Origin of the sequence: Pseudomonas sp. LS1212 (genome assembly GCF_024741815.1) — a bacterium.
Taxonomy (GTDB): Bacteria; Pseudomonadota; Gammaproteobacteria; order Pseudomonadales; family Pseudomonadaceae; genus Aquipseudomonas.
This window is the reverse complement of record NZ_CP102951.1, coordinates 1,248,509-1,268,516: the sequence shown is the minus strand read 5'-3', so window position 1 is coordinate 1,268,516 and position 20,008 is coordinate 1,248,509. Positions and strand designations below refer to the sequence as shown.

The following is a 20,008-nucleotide window of genomic DNA, read 5'->3' as shown; positions in this document are numbered from 1 at the left end:
CTCCCAGATAGGACCACGAGTTACTCCGAAGCCAGTACCAGATGCAAGAACCGCGTGAGAATACCGAGCATCTCTGCATCGGCGTGCGGGTGCTCTTTATTGAGCAGACCCTGATATTCCATCCGCCCGATAATCGCCGTCAACACCTTGGCATCCTGCTGGGGTTCGCGCGAGCCCAATACCTGGAGCATCTGGCAGGTGCCCTGCAGCAGGATCTGCTGGTGCGAGCAGACCAGTTCGGCCAGTCGCGGGCTGAGCAACGCCTCCTGGCGAAAAGCCTGTTCGGCCATGAGGTAGTCCCGCCGGGTAAACAATTGCCGCTGCACATACTCGGCCGTCATCTTCGCGATCTCGTCGGCCAGTTGCGCGCGAGACGATGGCACGCTGCTGGCCTGGGCGAGCAACTGGCGCAGGATGATTTCGGTACTTTCCCAGAGCTTGGCCATGAACGCCGCACTGCGCTCGACGTACTGGGCAAAGGTATCGGTCAGCAGGTCTTCGATATCCTTGAAGTAATAGGTCGTGGCCGACAGCGGTACGCCCGCCTCGGCCGCCACTGCACGATGGCGCACACCACGCACGCCGTCGCGGACCACGATGCGCATGGCTGCATCGAGAATGTCCTGGCGACGCTGCTCGCTGCCCTGGCGGCTCGCCTTGCGGCCTTGATACTGAACACTTTCCGCCACCGCTGTGGCAACGCCAGCAGCACCTTGTCGAGCCATTGCAGGAGTCACTACGGGCATCCCTCGAATATTGTCTGATAGATCAACTTTTTTTAGACAAGAAAAAGCCGCCTTGGTCGGCGGCTTGTTCAGTGCGATCAGGCTTGCGGGCGCATGTGCGGGAACAGGATCACATCGCGGATCGACGGGGCGTCGGTCAGCAGCATCACCAGACGGTCGATGCCGATACCTTCACCGGCGGTCGGCGGCATGCCGTACTCCAGTGCCCGAACGAAGTCGGCGTCGTAGTGCATCGCCTCGTCGTCACCGGCGTCCTTGTCGGCCACCTGGGCCATGAAGCGCGCGGCCTGGTCTTCGGCGTCATTCAACTCGGAGTAGGCATTGGCGATTTCGCGACCACCGATGAACAACTCGAAACGGTCGGTGACGTTCGGGTTCCTGTTGTTGCGACGTGCCAGCGGCGACACTTCGAACGGGTATTCGGTGATGAAGGTCGGTTGTTCCAGCCTGTGCTCGACCAGCTCTTCGAAAATCATGGTTTGCAGCTTGCCCAGGCCTTCGAAGCCCTTGACGTCGGCACCGGCCTTCTTGGCCAGGGCGCGCGCCTTGTCCAGGTCTTCGAGGTCTGCGGCAGTGAGCTCGGGGTTGTACTTGAGGATCGAGTCGAACACCGAAATACGCTGGAAGGGTTCGCCGAAGTGGAACACCTTGCCCTGGTAAGGGACGTCGGTCGTGCCCAGAACCAGCTCGGCCAGTTCACGGAACAGCTCTTCGGTGAGGTCCATGTTGTCTTCGTAGTCAGCGTAGGCCTGGTAGAACTCGAGCATGGTGAACTCGGGGTTGTGCCGGGTCGAAACGCCTTCGTTACGGAAGTTGCGGTTGATTTCGAAGACTTTCTCGAAGCCACCGACAACCAGCCGCTTGAGGTACAGCTCCGGCGCGATGCGCAGGAACATGCCCATGTCCAGCGCGTTGTGATGCGTCTCGAACGGCTTGGCCGCTGCACCGCCAGGGATAGTCTGCAGCATCGGGGTTTCGACTTCGAGGAAGTCACGCTGCATCAGGAAGTTGCGGATGTGAGCGATGACTTGCGAACGCACGCGGAAGGTCTGACGGGTTTCCTCGTTGACGATCAGGTCGACGTAGCGCTGGCGATAGCGGGTCTCGGTATCGGTCAGGCCGTGATGCTTGTCCGGCAGCGGGCGCAGCGACTTGGTCAGCAGGCGCACGTTGGTCATCTCGACGTACAGGTCACCCTTGCCCGAACGGGCCAGGGTGCCTTCGGCAGCGATGATGTCGCCCAGGTCCCAGGTCTTGACCGCCGCCAGGGTTTCTTCGGGCAGGGTCTTGCGATTGACGTAGACCTGGATGCGACCGGTCATGTCCTGGATCACCATGAACGAGCCACGGTTGAGCATGATGCGACCGGCAACCTTGACCGGGATCGCTGCCGCTTCCAGCTCTTCCTTGGTCTTGTCGACATACTGCTTCTGCAAGTCCGCGCAGTAGCTGTCGCGGCGGAAATCGTTAGGGAAGGCCTGGCCCTGGGCGCGCACGGCAGCAAGCTTTTCCTTGCGCAGGGCGATCAGGGTGTTTTCTTCCTGTTGCAGGGCTTGCAGGTCTTGCGGGTCGAGTTGTTGGTCGCTCATGTCTTCAAATTTTCCATCGCGGGATTCGTTGCCCTCCCTCATCGGGGAGGGACTTGGGTGCTGCTGATTTTTACCGGCCTGTTTTACAGGCCTTGCTTGAGGCTGGCTACCAGGTACTCGTCGATATCGCCGTCCAGCACCTTGTCGCAGTCGCTGCGCTCGATGTTGGTTCGCAGATCCTTGATGCGCGAGGCGTCGAGTACGTAGGAGCGGATCTGGTGACCCCAGCCGATATCAGACTTGGTGTCTTCCAGGGCCTGGGAAGCGGCATTGCGCTTCTGCACTTCCTGCTCATACAAGCGCGCCCGCAGCATTTTCATCGCGGTGTCCTTGTTGGCGTGCTGGGAACGTTCGTTCTGGCAGCTGACCACGGTATTGGTCGGCACGTGGGTAATACGCACCGCCGAGTCGGTGGTGTTTACGTGCTGGCCACCGGCACCGGAGGAACGGTAGGTGTCGATGCGCAGGTCCGCCGGGTTGATATCGATTTCGATGTTGTCGTCGATCTCGGGAGAGACGAACACTGCCGAAAACGACGTATGGCGACGGTTGCCGGAGTCGAACGGGCTCTTGCGGACCAGGCGGTGCACGCCGATTTCGGTGCGCAGCCAGCCGAAGGCGTACTCGCCCTTGATATGCAGGGTTGCGCCCTTGATACCGGCGACTTCAGCGGCCGACAGTTCCATGATGGTGGTGTCGAAGCCGCGCTTGTCGGCCCAGCGCAGGTACATGCGCAGCAGGATGTTGGCCCAGTCCTGGGCTTCGGTACCGCCGGAGCCGGCCTGGATGTCCAGGTAGGCGTTGTTGGCGTCCATCTCGCCGCTGAACATGCGACGGAACTCGAGCTTCTCCAGCGACTCGCGCAGGCGCTCGACTTCTTCGCTGACGTCCGCGACAGCGCTTTCGTCTTCTTCCTCGGCGGCCATCAACAGCAGGTCTTTGGCATCGGCCAGACCGCCGGACATCTCATCGAGGGTTTCGACGATCTGCGCCAGCAAGGCGCGCTCGCGGCCTAGATTCTGGGCGTACTCGGGGTTGTTCCAGACATTCGGATCTTCAAGCTCGCGGTTGACTTCGGTCAGGCGCTCATGCTTTTGATCGTAGTCAAAGATACCCCCGAATAGTTTCGGAGCGCTCGGACAGGTCCTTGATGCTGTTAAGGATCGGGTTGATTTCCATGGCGGGCAGCACTCGTATGTAGCGTATCAAAAGCCGGAGAGTATAGCGCACTCAGGTGCGCACGGCAGCCCGCCTGGCAGTTGGCCCTGCGAAAACCGCCCACTCCCCCGGCTTTTTTTCAGCCACCGGGTTGCTTTTCAATCGATACCCACTTGATTGCGCCCGTTGTTCTTGGCCAGGTACAACCCCTTGTCGGCGGCTGAAATCAGTTGCCGACACTGGCTGCCGACCTGCGGCGTCATCGTCGCCAGGCCGATACTGACCGTCAGCCTGGCGCCAGGCTGCGGCGAAACGTGCGCAATCTGCAGCGCGGCAATCGTCTGGCGCAGCTTTTCGGCCAGCAGCCGTGCGCCGCCATGGGAAGTGTTGGGCAAGACCAGAACGAATTCTTCGCCGCCGTAGCGCGCAGGCAGGTCCGATGGCCGGTTGCACACGCCACGAATCGCCTCGGCCACCTTGCACAAGGCCTCATCGCCATCCAGGTGGCCGAAATTGTCGTTATAGGACTTGAAATAGTCGACATCGATCATCAACAGCGACAATTGCGTCTGTTCGCGAATTGCCCGGCGCCATTCCAGCTCCAGGTACTCATCGAAATGCCGGCGATTGGACAGGCCGGTCAGGGCGTCGGAGTGCATCAGCCGTTGCAACACCAGATTGGTATCGAGCAACTGCTGCTGGCTGACCCGCAGGGCCCGGTAGGCTTCGTCACGTTGCAGCAGGGTCAGGTAAGAGCGTGAGTGATAGCGAATTCGCGCCACCAGCTCGATATTGTCAGGCAGTTTTACCAGGTAATCGTTGGCTCCGGCCGCGAACGCTGCGCTCTTGATCAAGGGCTCTTCCTTGGTCGAGAGCACAATGATCGGAATTTCCCGGGTGGCCGGATGGCTGCGGTACTCGCGCAACAGCGTCAGGCCATCGAGCCCCGGCATCACCAGGTCCTGCAGAATGACCGTCGGCTTGATGCGGATTGCCTGGGCCACAGCCTGATGGGGATCGGCGCAGAAGTGGAAGTCGATATTCTCTTCCAGGGCCAGGCCACGGCGCACCGCCTCGCCGATCATCGCCTGGTCATCGACCAGCAGGACCATTGCGGCGTTATGGTGGGCGGTCTGGAAACCGTCGATGGGTAAATCATGCATGCGCTGTTACCTAGGGCGTGGCGAATTCGGGTTCATTTCAAAAATATCTCCATCAGTCGCGGCGCGATCCGTTCCAGTGAGCGCACCTCGACAGCGGCATCGATCGCCGCAGCAGCCTTCGGCATACCATAGACCGCACTGCTTTCCCGGTCCTGGGCGATGGTCAAAAATCCTTGCTGACGCATCAACTTGAGCCCTTGCGCACCATCGCGACCCATGCCGGTCAACAGGACGCCGACGGCATCCCCGCGCCAGGTGCGGGCCACGCTTTCAAAAAACACATCGATGGACGGCCGGTAGATTTCATCGACCGGTTCGGCGGTATAGGCCAGGGTGCCATTTTTCAATAAGCGGATATGGTGGTTGGTGCCAGCCAACAGCACCGCCCCCCGTTGGGGCGATTCGCCTTCACGCGCCAGGCGCACGGGCAACCCCGAAGCACTGCCGAGCCATTCGGCCATGCCCGCGGCGAAGACCTGGTCCACATGCTGAACCAGCACGATCGCGGCAGGAAAATCGGGCGGCAAACCTTTCAACAGTATCTCCAACGCGGCCGGGCCGCCCGCCGAGGAGCCAATGGCGACCAACCCCTGGCGCTGGACAACGTCACGCAAGGGGTTGTCCAGGCTGCGTAACGACGGGCTGCGCTGGCCGACCAGCCAACCGATATTGAGGATCTTGCGCAGCAGCGGTGCGGCGGCCTCCCGAGCGTTACCGGAGCCGAGTGCCGGCGTATCGACGACATCCAGGGCGCCATGGCCCATGGCCTCGAAAACCCGGTGAACGTTCTGCTGGCGATCGACCGTGACGATGAGAATCGCGCAAGGCGTCGAGGCCATGATGAGACGGGTCGCTTCGACGCCATCCATCACCGGCATGATCAGGTCCATCAGGATCAGGTCCGGGGTCATTTCAGCGCACAGGCGCACCGCTTCGGCACCATTGTGTGCCACCCATACCACCTGGTGCGCCGGCTCGAACGCCAGGGCTCGGCGCAAGGCCTCTACGGCCATGGGCATATCGTTGACGATTGCGATCTTCATCCCTGAACTCCCCCGATCAACTCCACCACTGCATCGAGCAGGGCATCGTCATGAAAACTGGCTTTTGCCAAATAGTAGTCGGCTCCTGCGTCCAGTCCACGACGTCGGTCTTCTTCTCGATCCTTGTAGGACACAACCATCACCGGCAACGATTGCAGGCGGCTGTCGCGGCGTAACAGGGTGACCAGTTCGATACCGTCCATGCGCGGCATGTCGATATCGGTGATCAACAGATCGAAATCCTCGCCGCGCAGTGCATTCCAGCCATCCATGCCATCGACAGCCACGGTGACCTCATAACCGCGATTGCTCAACAGCTTGCGTTGCAACTCGCGTACGGTCAGCGAGTCGTCCACCACCAGAATCCGCTTGCGCGCCGCTTCACTGGCCCGGTGCAAGCCACGGTCGATCCGCTCCAGACGCCCGGTGGCCTGCAGTTTCTCTACCGAACGGAGCATGTCCTCGACATCGATGATCAAGACCACCGAACCATCATCGAGCAAGGCACCGGCAGAGATATCCTGGACCTTGCCCAGTCGTGCATCGAGGGGGAGGACCACCAGGGTCCGTTCGCCAATGAAGCGTTCCACCGCGACCCCATACATCGCATCGCGTTCACGGATCACCACCACGCGCAGGCTATCGCCGGCAGCCTGGCTGGCCGGGCGGTTCAACAACTGGCTGGCCGCGACCAGGCCGACATGGCGCCCTTCATGCCAGAAATGCTGGCGCCCTTCGATCTGCACGATGTCGGCAGTCGGCAGGTCGAGCGTGCGCTCGATATGCGCCAGGGGAAAAGCATAGGCTTCGGCGCCGACTTCAACGACCAGGCTGCGTACCACCGACAGGGTCAGTGGCACTTTCAGATGAAAACGACTGCCCTGCCCATTCACCTGCTCAAGCTCGATCGCCCCCCGCAGTTGACGGACCATGTGCTGGACCGCATCGAGCCCGACCCCGCGCCCGGAAACCTCGGTGACCTGGTCTCGCAGCGAGAAACCCGGCAGAAAAAGGAACGTCAGTAACTCGGCCTCACTCAGTTGTGCGACCGTCTCGGCTAGCGACAACTGCCGCTCGACAATGCTGCGGCGCAGGCGCGGCAGGTCGACGCCCGCGCCGTCATCGCTCAGCTCCAGCACCAGCATGCCGGCCCGATGCGAAGCCCTGAGGCGAATCAGGCCCTCCGGCGGCTTGCCGGCCAGCATTCGGTACTCCGGCGCTTCAATGCCATGGTCGACAGCATTGCGCAGCAAATGCGTCAGCGGCGCCTCGAGCTTTTCCAGCACATCCCGATCGACCTGGGTCTTTTCACCCTCGATCTCAAGACGCACTTGCTTGTTCAGGGAGCGTCCCAAATCGCGGACCATACGGGCCTGGCCGGCCAGGACTTCGGCGAACGGACGCATCCGGCACGCCAGGGCGGTGTCGTAAAGCAGTTGCGCACGCTGGCCGGCCTGCCAGCCGAACTCATCGAGCTCGACCGTCTGTTGCACCAGCATCTGTTGGGTCTCGGCCAGCAACTGCTGCGCCTGGGCCAGGGCCTCTTGCACTTTGAGGCTCTGACCACTGGCCTGCAGTTGCACCTTCAAGTCGTCCAGTGCACGGATACTTTGCCCCTGCATGCGCTTGAGCCGCTGCATGGTCGCCAGATAAGGCTTCAGGCGCTGGGTCTCGACCAGGGACTTGCTCGACAGATCCAGCAGGCTGTTCAAGCGCTCGGCGGTCACCCGCAGGACGCGCTCGGTCCCTTCGCTGACCTGCTTGCCCATGGCCGAACTGCTCGTCGCCGCTGGTTCAGGTTCGGCCAGCGCCGGTTCGGGTTCGGGTTCGGGTTCGGGTTCGGGTTCAACCCATGTTGCCGGAGCCGCAGGCGCGATCCCCGCAGCCGGCTCCAGCAAGCCGGCCAGGTGCGCCAGATACGCTGCGATCTCGTCCGGCCCGCTCGAGGCATCCCCGGGGGTGGCGATGCGCATCAACAGGTCGGTGCCCTGCAACAGCGCATCGATATGCTCGGGCAGCAAGAACAATCGCCCCTCCTGGGCGCCGACCAGGCAATCTTCCATGACATGGGCGACGCTGACACCCGCATCGACGCCGACGATACGCGCCGCGCCCTTGAGCGAATGGGCGGCGCGCATGCACGCTTCCAGTTGATCGGCCCGGGTTGGATCACGCTCCAGCGCCAGCAGCCCGGCACTCAAGACCTGGGTCTGCGCCTCGGCCTCCAGGCTGAACAGTTCGAGCAATGAAGCATCGCGCATTTGCTCTGGGGTCATGACAGGCTCCGGGTCACGGCAGACAACAATTGCTCTTCATCCAGGACTCGCACGCTACGGCCCTTCCACATCAATACAGCCTGGGTGAACCGGGCGCTGCCCTGCCCGCTCACCGGGTTGGCGTCAAGGTCACTGGGGACGATCGCGTGAATCCCGTCGACCTCGTCGACCGGCACCACCACCGAGCCGCCAGGCGCGGCGAGAATCAACATGCGCGGCATGCCCCGTGCAGCAGCAGAAGGTACGCTGACAGCTGCGCTGTCGAGCCCGAGCAATTCACCCAGCGACAGGCAGGCCACGAGCGCTCCACGGACGTTCGCCACCCCCTGCAAGGCCCTTGAGCGCTGGTGCGGCAGGGAGTGAACCGGCTGAACCGGCGCGACCTCGACCAGGCAACGGGTTGCCAGGGCCAGCCACTCATCGCCCAGGCGAAACATCAACATGGAACGCGTCACCACCGAGGCTTGCTGTTCGGCGTATGCCTGCTGCGGCTCCTGGGACAAGGCGTAACGGTCGAGAAGACGGGTGGCAGCCGCCGCATAGACAGCACAATTGCGACAATGAATATGCTCGACCAGCAGCGGGCAGGACTGTTCGCCATGCACGCCGATCCGGTTCCAGCAATCGTCGATGTCCTGGGCATCCGCCTGGATCACATTCAGCGAAGTCAGGCCAATCATCGTTTGCGCTCACTTTCAGCGGCACGTTCGCTACGGGCAGCGCGCTCCTGCAAGCGTCGGGCACCGGCCATATCTCCCCGGGACGCAAGCAGAACAGCCAGGTGCGCCAGTGCTTCAGGGTGCTGCGGTTGCAGGTACAACGCCTTGCGGTAAAAAACCTGAGCCTCGAGGGCGTTGCCCGCCCCATCGCTGAGCAACCCCAACCAGTAGAACACCTGGGCATCCGGGGCATGCTGCTGCAGATAAAGCTCGCACGCGGTACGTGCCTCACGGCTCTTGCCTTCATTGGCAAGCGTGGCGATCTGACCGAGCAGGGTCGCCGCCTGTTGCGCGCCGGCAATGACCTCGGCCGGCTCGGCGACGGCCGCACGCAGGGGCACCGATCGGTTCTGGGAGCGGGCCTGTGGCAACAAGTGAACCGCAGGCAATAAACGTGGCGGCGGCGAAATTGGTAGCCGTGTCGGCAGGTCGATCGCGGCAGGCTCGCTGCGCCGCACGAAGGCGAATGACTGGGCAATGCCCAGCGGGCGCATGCCCAGGCGGGCCAGCAAACTGCCCTCGGCCGGACCAATGAACAACACCCCTGGTTCAGCGGTCAGTGCCTTGAGCACGCCGAACACCCGTTGCTGGGTCGGCACATCGAAATAGATCAAGAGGTTGCGGCAAAAGACGAAGTCGTAGGTCGGCCCTCCGGCAAGCAATGCCGGGTCCAGTACATTCCCGACCCGCAGCTGCACCTGCTTGCGAACGGGCTCGCTGAGCAGGTAGTCCTCGGCCTGTACCGTGAAATGCCGTTCGCGAAAGTCGAGCCGGGCACCGCGAAATGAGTTGCGCCCATAAAGCCCACGACTGGCCCGCTCGATCGAATGCGGACTGACATCGATACCCTCGACCTTGAACTGATGCGCGGCAATACCGGCGTCGAGCAAGGTCATGGCAATCGAATAGGGTTCCTCTCCCGATGAGCAAGGCAGGCTCAGTATGCGTAACGGCCGCTCCCCATTCAGCTCGCCCAGACGCGCCGAGGCCAGTCGGGCCAATGCGGTAAACGACTCGGGGTAGCGAAAAAACCAGGTTTCCGGAACGATCACCGCTTCGATCAGCGCTTGTTGCTCAGGCGCCGACTGCTGCAACATCAGCCAGTAATCATCCAGGTCTCGCGCCTGTGCCGCCGTGCAGCGCTGGCGCACGGCACGCTCGATCATCGCGGCACCGACCGAGGTAGCGTCCAGGCCGATTCGGTCTTGCAGGAAGCGGAAAAAACGTTGCTGATGGTTCATGCCTGGCCCTCGCCCGGAACGCCCATCTGCGCAGGAAACAGCAGCGCGCGAACGAATTCGGGCAGCAAATCCAGAACTCGGATCCATTGCAACAAGCCCTGCTCATCCTCGCGCACCGGCCCAAGGTAGGGCGCCTGGCGATTGTCCAGGCCATAGGGGTGAAAGTCGGCCGGGTTGCAGCGCAGCGTGTCAGTGGCCTGTTCCAGAACCAGGCCCAGCAGCAAGTGGGGGCGCTGTGCATCGATGCGGTAATGCACCAGGACCAGACGCGTGCTGGTGCGCTCCGGTGCCGGTCGGCCAAAGGTCAATGCGCTGACATCGATGACCGGAACCACAAGGCCGCGATGGGCGAATACGCCGGCGACCCACTGCGGCGCCTGGGCGATTGGTTTGAGGGCCAGGCGGGGCAGCACTTCGGCAACTTCGGCGGCCTCCAGCGCAAAGCGTTCCGTGCCAATGCGGAAGACCAGGAACAGCTTGCTGAGCGATGCCGTCATGGCGCCGCGAGGTGGCGAAAGCTCGTTCATCGGCAGTTCAGACTTTGAAACGCGATACGCCGCCGCGCAGCCCGACCGCCACCTGACTCAACTCATCGATGGCGAAGCTGGCCTGACGCAAGGACTCCACTGTCTGGCTGCTGGCGTCACCGAGTTGCGCCAGGGCATGGTTGATCTGTTCGGCGCCGGTGGCCTGGGCCTGCATCCCTTCGTTGACCATCAACACGCGCGGCGCCAGCGCCTGCACCTGCTGAATGATCTGCGTAAGTTGTTCACCGACCTGCTGCACCTCGAACATGCCGCGTCGCACTTCTTCGGAGAACTTGTCCATGCCCATGACGCCGGCGGACACCGCCGACTGGATCTCCCTGACCATCTGCTCGATGTCATAGGTCGCCACGGCGGTCTGGTCCGCCAGTCGTCGCACTTGCGTGGCGACAACGGCAAAACCACGGCCGTACTCGCCGGCCTTTTCCGCTTCGATGGCCGCATTGAGCGACAGCAGGTTGGTCTGGTCGGCGACCTTGACGATGGTCACCACCACTTGGTTGATGTTGCCAGCCTTCTCGTTGAGGATTGCCAGTTTCGCGTTAACCAGATCGGCCGCGCCCATGACCTGGTGCATGGTCTCTTCCATGCGGGCCAGGCCCTGCTGGCCGGAGCCTGCCAGGGTTGATGCCTGGTCGGCGGCCGAGGTGACTTCGGTCATGGTGCGGACCAGGTCGCGGGAAGTTGCCGCGATCTCGCGGGAGGTCGCACCGATCTCGGTGGTGGTCGCCGCCGTCTCGGTGGCCGTCGCCTGCTGCTGCCTGGAGGTCGCGGCAATCTCGGTCACCGACGTGGTGACTTGCACCGAAGACCGCTGGGCCTGGGACACCAGCGCCGTCAGCTCGGTCATCATGTCGTTGAATCCGCTCTCCACCACGCCGAACTCATCCTTGCGCGCCAGGTTCAGTCGGGTGCTCAAGTCACCGGTGCGCATGATTTCGAGGATTTTCACGATTTGCTGCATCGGCGCCATGATGGCGCGCATCAGCAGCAGCCCGCAGATAGCGGCTGCGATAACAGCCACCAGCAAGGAGAGCATCATGCTGATCTTGGCGGCCGCTACAGCCGCCTCGATGGACGCGGTGGCTTCTTCGGCCACCTGGCGATTGCGCTCGATGAGGCTGTTCAGCTGGTCGCGACCCGCCATCCAGGCCGGCCCCAATTCATCGGTCAACAGCCGCTGGGTCTCGGCATGATCCTGTTTTCGATAGGCCTCCAGGACGTGGCTCAATGCCTCGTCAAAGGTGGCTTCAAGGCGTCCGAACTCGTCGAAGCTGGCTTGGTCGGTACTCTCATGGATGGTTGCCTGATACTTTGCCTTGTTCGCCGTCAGTCGCTCCTTGAAGCCCTTGAACTGCTCCAGGTCTTCGGCAACCAGGGCGTGCTGATCGGTGGGGTCGACCAGGCGCTGGGTCAACACGAAACTGTCGACCCACGCACTGCGAATCATGGAGCTGTAGTACAGCCCCGGGAGGCTGTCGGTTCGAACATTCTCTTCGCTGGCTTCAATGGAGACCAGGCGGGAGTAAGAGGCAACCACCATCAGCAACATGATGGCGATAATTACGGCGAAACTCGCCAGGATTCGTTGGCGCAATGTCCAATTCTTCACAGTCAGCCCTCAAGCGTTCAACGCCAGCACGCGAAAAATGGGCGAGTATAGCCCAGGCGCATCCTCGCTATCTGTCTTCTTTCCGACAGACTCGCAGGCCTTTTCCAGCGTTGAACCAGACCCCAACTGCTTTGATATTTGCCATTGCCTCCTTTAGCGTCAGACCGATGCTTGTCTTACCTGCAATTCCAGCTCGGTTTTCAAGCCCGGATCCAGCTTGAGCTGACGCGCCAACTCATCGAGGTAAGCGCGCTCCATGAAATGCTCCTCATCGACCAGCATGACACTGGCGATGTACATCTCTGCGGCCATTTCCGGAGTGCTCGCCGCGCGAGCGACGTCGGCCGGGTCCAGCGGCTTGTTGAGCTCGGCATGCAGCCAATGCTGCAGTTCCTGGTCCGGGGTCAGCTTGACGAACTCACCCTCGATCAGGTTCCGCTCGCGCTCATCGACATGCCCATCGGCCTTGGCGGCTGCCACCAGCGCCTTGAGAATCGCCTGGCTGTGCAGTTCCGCTTGTTGCTCGGGCAGGCGGTCAAGGGTTTGCGGTTCGCTTTGCGGGGCATTGTTTTGTTGCGCCTGCCAGTTGCCATAAGCCTTGTAGGCCAGCACCCCAAGCGCGGCCAGGCCACCGTAGGCCAATGCCTTGCCGCCAAACTTGCGCGCGTTCTTGTTGCCCAGCAAAAGCCCCATGGCACCTGCCGCCAGGGCACCGCCCCCGGCACCGGAGAGCAGGCTGCCCAGCCCGCCGCCATTGGAACCGCCGAGCAGGCCACCCAACCCACCCGCGGCGCTGGCGGACGGTGTGTTGGTCGAACTTTTCTTCGCCTGGTTCTGCAGCAGGTCCTGACCGGACTTGAGCAATTGATCGAGCAAGCCACGCGTGTTCATGGGAGAGCCTCCACACACCGAATCCATAAAAGACTTCACGAGAGTAATGCCAACTCCAGACAAGCACGCCCAGGGATTTGCTTCCAGATGTTGCCCACAGGCATACCCTCAAGGTGCCACTATCCATTGATAAAAAAGATATACACTCAGAAAAATCTATAAAACTCACCAAGAAGCCGCTGTCCATGATGACGCTACGCCAGATCCGTCATTTCATCGCCGTCGCCGAGACCGGCTCGATCTCCGCCGCCGCCCAGGCGGTGTTCATCTCGCAATCGACCCTCACCCTGGCGATCCAGCAACTGGAGCAGGAAATCGGCGTCAACCTGTTCAACCGTCACGCCAAGGGTATGACCCTGACCCACCAAGGGCATCAATTCCTGCGCCAGGCCCACCTGATCCTGGCCACTGTCGACAACGCCAAGCGCAGCCTGCAGCAGAGCACCGACCAGGTTGCCGGGCAATTGACCATCGGCGTGACCAGCCTGGTGGCCGGCTATTACCTGGCCGACCTGCTGACGCGCTTCCAACGGGCCTACCCCAACGTCGAGATTCGAGTGATGGAAGATGAGCGCCCCTACATCGAACACCTGCTGGTCAGCGGCGAGATCGATGTCGGTGTGCTGATCCTCTCCAACCTGGAGGACCGGCATGCACTGCAGACCGAAGTCCTCACCCATTCGCCGCATCGCCTCTGGTTGCCCGCCCAACATCCGCTGCTGGAACATGACAGCATCAGTCTGGGCGATGTGGCGCGCGAGCCCTTGATCCAGCTCAACGTCGACGAGATGGACCGCAATGCCCAGCGCATCTGGTCCGGCGTCGGCCTGCAGCCCCGCATCACACTGCGCACTGCCTCCACCGAGGCCGTGCGTAGCCTGGTCGCGGCCGGGCTGGGGGTTTCGATCCAGCCGGACATGACCTATCGACCCTGGTCGCTGGAAGGCGACATTATCGAGGCCCGCCCGCTGGCCGACCTCAACCAGACCCTGGACGTGGGCCTTGCCTGGCGCCGGGGCACGGCGCGGCCAGCGTTGGTCGACCCTTTCCTGACCGTGGCCCGCGAACAACCCAATGGTGGGCGCAGGCCATCGATTTAATCGAATGCCCCTTTCAGTATTTAGAATTTGTCGACCTCAGGCCCGACCACTAGTCTGTTTCCATCGAGAACATAAGGTCGGGCTGCTTTTTTCATAAAGAGTTTCGTGGAGAGCACCGTGCCATTAACTAACAAGAGAACTCGTAACATGGCTGGCGTGCAACCGACTCCACTGTTCACCTCACTGTTGATCGATGGTGAGCTGGTTGCCGGCCAGGGTTTCGTCGAGCCCATCATCAATCCGGCCACGGCCGAAGTCCTGACACATATCGCCGAAGCCAGCACCGAACAGGTCGAAGCGGCAATCCTTGCAGCTCATCGCGCCTTTGCCGGCTGGTCGCGAACCACCCCGCAGCAACGCTCGAATATCCTTCTGGCCATTGCCGACGCCATCGAGAAACAGGCCGATCAGCTGGCACGCCTGGAAGCATTGAACTGCGGCAAGCCCCTGCATCTGGCGCGCCAGGACGACCTCAACGCGACCATCGACGTTTTCCGTTTCTTCGCTGGCGCCGTGCGCTGCCAGACCGGCCAGCTCTCGGGCGAATACCTCCCTGGCTATACCAGCATGGTCCGCCGCGACCCGATCGGCGTCGTGGCTTCGATCGCGCCGTGGAATTACCCGATCATGATGGCCGCCTGGAAAATCGCTCCGGCACTGGCGGCCGGCAATACCCTCGTGTTCAAGCCGTCCGAGCACACCCCCTTGTCGATCCTGGCACTGGCGCCAGCATTGGCCCAATTGCTGCCGCCCGGGGTTTTGAATATCGTCTGCGGCGGCGGCGAAGGCGTGGGCAGCCATCTGGTCAGCCACCCGAAGGTACGCATGGTGTCGCTGACCGGCGATATCGTCACCGGGCAGAAAATCCTTCAGGCCGCCGCCAAGACCCTCAAGCGCACGCATCTGGAACTGGGCGGCAAGGCACCGGTAATCGTCTGCAACGACGCCGACATCAAGGCGGTCGTCGAAGGCGTGCGCAGCTACGGCTATTACAACGCAGGCCAGGATTGCACCGCAGCTTGTCGTATCTACGCCCAGGCCGGGATTCATGATCGCCTGGTCGCCGAGCTCGGTAGCGCCGTCGGCAGCCTGCGCTTTGCCGGCAAGCGTGATGCCGATAACGAGATCGGGCCGCTGATCAGCACCCGCCAGCGCGACCGCGTCGCCAGTTTTGTCGAGCGCGCTCTTGGCCAGCCGCATATCGAACGCGTCACCGGGGCAGCGGTGCACTCCGGCCCCGGGTTCTACTACCAGCCGACCTTGCTCGCCGGTTGCAAGCAGAGCGACGAGATCGTTCAGCGCGAGGTATTCGGCCCGGTCGTGACGGTCACCCGTTTCGACGAGCTGTCCCAGGCAGTCGACTGGGCCAACGATTCCGAATATGGCCTGGCCTCCTCGGTCTGGACCCAGAACCTGGACAAGGCCATGCAGGTTGCCGCCCGCCTGCAGTACGGCTGTACCTGGATCAACAGCCACTTCATGTTGGTCAGCGAGATGCCTCACGGCGGGCTCAAGCGCTCCGGCTATGGCAAGGATCTATCGAGCGATTCGCTTCAGGACTACAGCGTGGTACGCCACATCATGGCGCGACATGGCGAGCATATGAGTTAAGCACCGATAACCGCACTACTCTAATAACGAGCCTTAACTGTTTCATCACGTTCACTACTGCCCCGACCATAATTTAAAAAAGAGGGATATCCCATGTTCGTGCACAAGACTGCACTGCTGAGCGCACTGACCACCGCCTTGCTGGCCAGCGCCAGCCTCCAGGCCGCCGAGCCGCTCAAGGCTCTGGGCGCCACTGAAGGCCAGTTGGATATCGTCGCCTGGCCCGGCTATATCGAGCGCGGTGAAAGCGACAAGAATTACGACTGGGTCACCGGGTTCGAGAAAGAGACCGGCTGCAAGGTGAACGTCAAGACCGCCGCCACCTCCGATGAGATGGTCAGCCTGATGACCAAGGGTGGTTATGACCTGGTCACCGCCTCCGGCGATGCATCGCTGCGCCTGATCGCCGGCAAGCGTGTGCAACCGATCAATACGGCACTGATCCCGAACTGGAAGAACCTGGACCCGCGCCTGAAGGACGGCCCATGGTACGTGGTCAACAAGCAGACCTTCGGCACCCCTTATCAGTGGGGCCCGAACGTGCTGTTGTACAACACCAACGTCTTCAAACAGCCACCGACCAGCTGGGGCGTCGTCTTCGAGCCACAGAACCTGCCGGACGGCAACCCCAACAAGGGCCGCGTCCAGGCCTACGACGGCCCGATCTACATCGCCGACGCGGCGCTGTACCTGAAATCGATCAAACCCGAGCTGGGCATCCAGAACCCCTACGAGCTCAACGAAACCCAGTACAAGGCGGTGCTCGACCTGTTGCGCACCCAACAAAAGCTGATTCACCGCTACTGGCATGACGCGACCGTGCAGATGAGCGACGTGAAAAACGAAGGTGTCGCGGCCACCAGCTCCTGGGGTTACATGGTCAATACGCTGAAGGCCGAGAAGCAGCCGGTAGCCTCGGTCATTCCGAAAGAAGGTGCCACTGGCTGGGCTGACACCACCATGCTGCACACCGATACCAAACACCCTAACTGTGCGTACAAGTGGATGGACTGGTCGTTGCAGCCGAAAGTCCAGGGTGATGTCTCGGCCTGGTTCGGCTCCTTGCCGGCCGTACCTGCGGCGTGCAAGGAAAGTGAACTGCTGGGGGCCGAGGGTTGCGCCATCAACGGTTTCGATCAGTTCGACAAGATCGCCTTCTGGAAAACCCCGCAGGCCGAAGGCGGCAAGTTCGTGCCGTACAGCCGCTGGACGCAGGATTACATCGCCATTATGGGCGGTCGCTAACCCCGACCTCCTGTAGCCGCTGCCGCAGGCTCGGTGCGCCGCTGCGACGCTGAGGTCCGACAGGACCTCCAAGGCGATCTTGAGATCGTGCGCCCGCTTCGCGAGCGAGCGCAGCCTTCGGCAGCGGCTACATGGATCGAGCCCAAAGCGCTCGCCAGCATCGACGCTTTTTTGATTTCAGAAGTCCAGGCCGGGCCGCTGTGCACACCCGCGCCTATCCGGAGCACCGCATCATGACGCTTGCAGTCCAGTTCACCCAAGTTTCCCGTCAATTCGGCGAAGTGAAAGCCGTAGACCGGGTTTCCATCGACATTCAGGACGGCGAGTTCTTTTCCATGCTCGGCCCATCGGGCTCGGGCAAAACCACCTGCCTGCGGCTGATCGCAGGCTTCGAGCAACCGAGTGCCGGCTCGATCCGCATTCACGGTGCTGAAGCCGCCGGCCTGCCGCCCTACCAACGTGACGTGAACACGGTCTTTCAGGATTACGCCCTGTTCCCGCACATGAATGTGCAGGACAACGTCGCCTATGGCCTGAAGGTCAAGGGTGTCGGCAAACAGGAACGTCTGGCACGCGCCGAAGAAGCCCTGGGCATGGTCGCCCTCGGTGGCTATGGCGCGCGCAAACCGGTGCAGCTGTCGGGCGGCCAGCGCCAGCGGGTGGCACTGGCCCGCGCCCTGGTCAACCGCCCCCGCGTGTTGTTGCTCGACGAGCCATTGGGCGCCCTCGACCTGAAACTGCGCGAGCAAATGCAGGGCGAATTGAAGAAGCTCCAGCGCCAGCTGGGCATCACCTTCATCTTCGTCACCCACGACCAGACCGAAGCGCTGTCGATGTCCGACCGTGTCGCGGTGTTCAACAAGGGTCGTATCGAGCAGGTCGATACCCCGCGCAACCTGTACATGAAACCGGCCACGACCTTTGTCGCCGAGTTCGTCGGCACGTCCAACGTGGTTCGCGGCGACCTGGCGCAACAGTTGAGCGGCAGCCAGCTGCCCTTCTCGATTCGCCCCGAACACATCCGCTTCGGCGACGGCCCGCTGGCCAGCCATGAAGTCGAAATCAGTGGCCTGCTGCATGATATTCAGTATCAGGGCAGCGCAACGCGCTATGAACTGAAACTGGATAACGGTCAGCTGCTCAGCGTCAGCCAGGCCAACAACCAATGGCAGGAACACGCGGTCGTGCACCAACCCGGCCAGCGCCTGACCGCTCGCTGGGCCCGCGAGGCCATGACCGCCTTGCAGGAAACCGCCTTGAGCGAGGGCAAGTGACATGAGCCTGGCCCTGGAAAAAACGACACAAACGCCGGTGTACTCACCCTTCAGGCGCTTCTCCAACCTGCTCTGGCGGCGCCCCAACCTCTATCTGGCGATGCTGCTGATACCGCCGCTGAGCTGGTTCGGCGCGATTTATCTCGGCTCGTTGTTGATTCTGTTGTGGCAGGGGTTCTACACCTTCGATGACTTCACCATGGCGGTCACGCCCGACCTGACCCTGGCCAACTTCGCCGCCCTGTTCAATCCATCCAACTTCGACATCATCCTGCGCACACTGGGCATGGCCGTCAGCGTGTCGATCGCCAGCGCAGTCATCGCCTTTCCGATCGCCTATTACATGGCCCGCTATACCAGCGGCAAGACCAAGGCGTTCTTCTACATCGCGGTGATGATGCCGATGTGGGCCAGCTACATCGTCAAGGCTTATGCCTGGACGTTGCTGCTGGCCAAGGGCGGCGTCGCCCAGTGGTTTGTCCAGCAACTGAATCTGGAACCGGTGCTGCAGTTCGTGCTGGGCATTCCCGGTGTCGGCGGCAGCACCCTGTCGACCTCGCACCTGGGCCGCTTCCTGTTGTTCGTCTACATCTGGCTGCCGTTCATGATCCTGCCGATCCAGGCCTCGCTGGAACGCCTGCCGCCCTCCTTGCTGCAAGCCTCGGCGGACCTGGGCGCCAAGCCCCGGCAGACCTTCATGCAGGTGATTCTGCCGCTGTCGGTGCCGGGTATCGCAGCAGGCTCGATCTTTACCTTTTCGTTGACCCTGGGCGATTTCATCGTGCCGCAACTGATCGGCCCACCGGGCTACTTCATCGGCAGCATGGTCTACGCCCAACAGGGTGCCATCGGCAACATGCCCATGGCCGCAGCCTTCACACTGGTGCCGATCGTGCTGATCGCCATCTACCTGTCCATCGTCAAACGCCTGGGGGCCTTCGATGCACTCTGACTCTTCATCTCAAGGGCAGGCTTCCCTGGGCCTGCGCCTTGCCGCCTGGGGCGGGTTGGTGTTTCTGCATTTCCCGATCCTGATCATCTTCGTCTATGCGTTCAACACCCAGGACGCGGCCTTCAGCTTTCCGCCCCAGGGCTTCACCCTGAAGTGGTTCAGCGTGACGTTCTCGCGCCCCGACGTGCTGGAATCGATCAAGCTGTCCGCGCAGATCGCCCTGCTGGCCACGTTGATCGCACTGGTGCTGGGCACGCTGGCGTCGGCGGCGCTTTACCGGCGCGATTTCTTCGGCAAGGAAAGCATCTCGCTGATGCTGATCCTGCCGATCGCCCTGCCCGGCATCATCACCGGTATCGCCCTGCTCTCGGCCTTCAAGACCCTGGGCATCGAACCGGGCATGTTCACCATCGTCGTCGGTCACGCGACCTTCTGCGTGGTGATCGTCTACAACAACGTCATCGCCCGCCTGCGCCGCACCTCGCAAAGCCTGATCGAAGCCTCCATGGACCTGGGCGCCGACGGTTGGCAGACCTTCCGCTACATCATCCTGCCCAACCTCAGCTCGGCATTGCTGGCGGGCGGCATGCTGGCGTTTGCGCTGTCGTTCGATGAAATCATCGTCACCACCTTTACCGCCGGCCACGAGCGGACCCTGCCGATCTGGTTGCTCAACCAGCTCAGCCGCCCGCGCGACGTGCCCGTGACCAACGTCGTCGCCATGCTGGTGATGCTGGTGACCATGCTACCGATCCTTGGCGCCTACTACCTGACCCGCGGCGGTGAAAGCGTGGCCGGCAGTGGCGGAAAATAACCTGTGATTCGAATCAAGCACCCTGAGGA

17 protein-coding genes are annotated in these 20,008 nt (G+C 62.0%); 6 read left to right on the top strand and 11 right to left on the bottom strand.

The genetic code is table 11. The features are described 5' to 3' along the window. Window positions 1-20: 20 nt before the first annotated feature. The 11 genes from NVV94_RS05850 to NVV94_RS05800 form a co-directional block, all read right to left on the bottom strand. On the bottom strand, window positions 21-725 hold the full coding sequence (locus tag NVV94_RS05850) for a TetR/AcrR family transcriptional regulator (RefSeq protein ID WP_258446286.1): 705 nt from the start codon (window positions 723-725) through the stop codon (window positions 21-23). 98 nt (window positions 726-823) lie between these two features. Continuing rightward, complete coding sequence (gene lysS, locus NVV94_RS05845) at window positions 824-2,335, bottom strand: lysine--tRNA ligase (RefSeq protein WP_258446285.1); 1,512 nt, start codon at window positions 2,333-2,335, stop codon at window positions 824-826. An 83-nt stretch (window positions 2,336-2,418) separates the two neighbouring features. Next, window positions 2,419-3,514, bottom strand: a protein-coding gene (gene prfB, locus NVV94_RS05840) for a peptide chain release factor 2 (RefSeq protein ID WP_258446284.1) whose coding sequence is annotated in 2 segments (ribosomal slippage) — window positions 2,419-3,441 and window positions 3,443-3,514 — 1,095 coding nt in all. Because the reading frame shifts where the segments join, the coding sequence is not laid out codon by codon here. A 137-nt stretch (window positions 3,515-3,651) separates the two neighbouring features. Further along, window positions 3,652-4,656 carry a PleD family two-component system response regulator gene (locus tag NVV94_RS05835; protein ID WP_258446283.1) on the bottom strand — a complete coding sequence of 335 codons (1,005 nt, stop codon included), beginning with the start codon at window positions 4,654-4,656 and terminating at the stop codon, window positions 3,652-3,654. A gap of 32 nt (window positions 4,657-4,688) precedes the next feature. Further along, on the bottom strand, window positions 4,689-5,699 hold the full coding sequence (locus NVV94_RS05830) for a chemotaxis response regulator protein-glutamate methylesterase (RefSeq protein WP_258446282.1): 1,011 nt from the start codon (window positions 5,697-5,699) through the stop codon (window positions 4,689-4,691). Then, complete coding sequence (locus NVV94_RS05825; protein ID WP_258446281.1) at window positions 5,696-7,975, bottom strand: hybrid sensor histidine kinase/response regulator; 2,280 nt, start codon at window positions 7,973-7,975, stop codon at window positions 5,696-5,698. The genes NVV94_RS05830 and NVV94_RS05825 overlap by 4 nt, the downstream gene beginning before the upstream one ends. Further along, window positions 7,972-8,655 (bottom strand): chemotaxis protein CheW, encoded by a 684-nt coding sequence (locus NVV94_RS05820; RefSeq protein ID WP_258446280.1) that lies wholly within the window; start codon window positions 8,653-8,655, stop codon window positions 7,972-7,974. Before NVV94_RS05820 ends, NVV94_RS05825 begins: the two co-directional genes overlap by 4 nt. Continuing rightward, window positions 8,652-9,935, bottom strand: coding sequence for a CheR family methyltransferase (locus NVV94_RS05815; RefSeq protein WP_258446279.1), 1,284 nt, complete (start codon window positions 9,933-9,935; stop codon window positions 8,652-8,654). Before NVV94_RS05815 ends, NVV94_RS05820 begins: the two co-directional genes overlap by 4 nt. Then, the gene (locus tag NVV94_RS05810; RefSeq protein ID WP_258446278.1) at window positions 9,932-10,462 is read right to left on the bottom strand and encodes a chemotaxis protein CheW; all 531 of its coding nucleotides are present in this window, start codon (window positions 10,460-10,462) and stop codon (window positions 9,932-9,934) included. Before NVV94_RS05810 ends, NVV94_RS05815 begins: the two co-directional genes overlap by 4 nt. 7 nt (window positions 10,463-10,469) lie before the next feature. Then, window positions 10,470-12,032, bottom strand: coding sequence for a methyl-accepting chemotaxis protein (locus tag NVV94_RS05805; RefSeq protein WP_408733481.1), 1,563 nt, complete (start codon window positions 12,030-12,032; stop codon window positions 10,470-10,472). Between the two features lie 219 nt (window positions 12,033-12,251). Next, window positions 12,252-12,983 (bottom strand): tellurite resistance TerB family protein, encoded by a 732-nt coding sequence (locus NVV94_RS05800; RefSeq protein WP_258446276.1) that lies wholly within the window; start codon window positions 12,981-12,983, stop codon window positions 12,252-12,254. 185 nt (window positions 12,984-13,168) lie between these two features. Between NVV94_RS05800 and NVV94_RS05795 the strand changes: the two genes are divergently transcribed. From NVV94_RS05795 to NVV94_RS05770, 6 genes are all read left to right on the top strand, one after another. Beyond that, the gene (locus NVV94_RS05795; protein ID WP_258446275.1) at window positions 13,169-14,083 is read left to right on the top strand and encodes a LysR family transcriptional regulator; all 915 of its coding nucleotides are present in this window, start codon (window positions 13,169-13,171) and stop codon (window positions 14,081-14,083) included. Window positions 14,084-14,230: 147 nt separating this feature from the next. After that, window positions 14,231-15,694, top strand: coding sequence for a gamma-aminobutyraldehyde dehydrogenase (locus NVV94_RS05790; protein WP_258446274.1), 1,464 nt, complete (start codon window positions 14,231-14,233; stop codon window positions 15,692-15,694). Between the two features lie 93 nt (window positions 15,695-15,787). After that, window positions 15,788-16,939: a putative ABC transporter substrate-binding protein YdcS gene (ydcS, locus tag NVV94_RS05785; RefSeq protein WP_258446273.1), complete on the top strand. Its 1,152-nt coding sequence runs from the start codon at window positions 15,788-15,790 to the stop codon at window positions 16,937-16,939. A gap of 233 nt (window positions 16,940-17,172) precedes the next feature. Further along, a complete protein-coding gene (locus NVV94_RS05780; protein ID WP_258446272.1) occupies window positions 17,173-18,213 on the top strand; it encodes an ABC transporter ATP-binding protein in 1,041 nt (346 codons plus the stop codon). 1 nt (window position 18,214) lies between these two features. Continuing rightward, the gene (locus NVV94_RS05775; protein ID WP_258446271.1) at window positions 18,215-19,165 is read left to right on the top strand and encodes an ABC transporter permease; all 951 of its coding nucleotides are present in this window, start codon (window positions 18,215-18,217) and stop codon (window positions 19,163-19,165) included. Beyond that, window positions 19,155-19,979: an ABC transporter permease gene (locus NVV94_RS05770; RefSeq protein WP_258446270.1), complete on the top strand. Its 825-nt coding sequence runs from the start codon at window positions 19,155-19,157 to the stop codon at window positions 19,977-19,979. Before NVV94_RS05775 ends, NVV94_RS05770 begins: the two co-directional genes overlap by 11 nt. Window positions 19,980-20,008: the final 29 nt, after the last annotated feature.

Bases quoted from the DNA above. Each gene is read 5' to 3' on its own strand.
- NVV94_RS05815 (WP_258446279.1), bottom strand. From the start codon at position 9,935: ATGAACCATCAGCAACGTTTTTTCCGCTTCCTGCAAGACCGAATCGGC.
- NVV94_RS05770 (WP_258446270.1), top strand. From the start codon at position 19,155: ATGCACTCTGACTCTTCATCTCAAGGGCAGGCTTCCCTGGGCCTGCGC.
- lysS (WP_258446285.1), bottom strand. From the start codon at position 2,335: ATGAGCGACCAACAACTCGACCCGCAAGACCTGCAAGCCCTGCAACAG.
- NVV94_RS05800 (WP_258446276.1), bottom strand. From the start codon at position 12,983: ATGAACACGCGTGGCTTGCTCGATCAATTGCTCAAGTCCGGTCAGGAC.
- NVV94_RS05825 (WP_258446281.1), bottom strand. From the start codon at position 7,975: ATGACCCCAGAGCAAATGCGCGATGCTTCATTGCTCGAACTGTTCAGC.
- NVV94_RS05805 (WP_408733481.1), bottom strand. From the start codon at position 12,032: ATGTTGCTGATGGTGGTTGCCTCTTACTCCCGCCTGGTCTCCATTGAA.
- NVV94_RS05775 (WP_258446271.1), top strand. From the start codon at position 18,215: ATGAGCCTGGCCCTGGAAAAAACGACACAAACGCCGGTGTACTCACCC.
- NVV94_RS05820 (WP_258446280.1), bottom strand. From the start codon at position 8,655: ATGATTGGCCTGACTTCGCTGAATGTGATCCAGGCGGATGCCCAGGAC.
- NVV94_RS05780 (WP_258446272.1), top strand. From the start codon at position 17,173: ATGACGCTTGCAGTCCAGTTCACCCAAGTTTCCCGTCAATTCGGCGAA.
- NVV94_RS05830 (WP_258446282.1), bottom strand. From the start codon at position 5,699: ATGAAGATCGCAATCGTCAACGATATGCCCATGGCCGTAGAGGCCTTG.
- ydcS (WP_258446273.1), top strand. From the start codon at position 15,788: ATGTTCGTGCACAAGACTGCACTGCTGAGCGCACTGACCACCGCCTTG.
- NVV94_RS05835 (WP_258446283.1), bottom strand. From the start codon at position 4,656: ATGCATGATTTACCCATCGACGGTTTCCAGACCGCCCACCATAACGCC.
- NVV94_RS05850 (WP_258446286.1), bottom strand. From the start codon at position 725: ATGGCTCGACAAGGTGCTGCTGGCGTTGCCACAGCGGTGGCGGAAAGT.
- NVV94_RS05790 (WP_258446274.1), top strand. From the start codon at position 14,231: ATGGCTGGCGTGCAACCGACTCCACTGTTCACCTCACTGTTGATCGAT.
- NVV94_RS05810 (WP_258446278.1), bottom strand. From the start codon at position 10,462: ATGAACGAGCTTTCGCCACCTCGCGGCGCCATGACGGCATCGCTCAGC.
- NVV94_RS05795 (WP_258446275.1), top strand. From the start codon at position 13,169: ATGATGACGCTACGCCAGATCCGTCATTTCATCGCCGTCGCCGAGACC.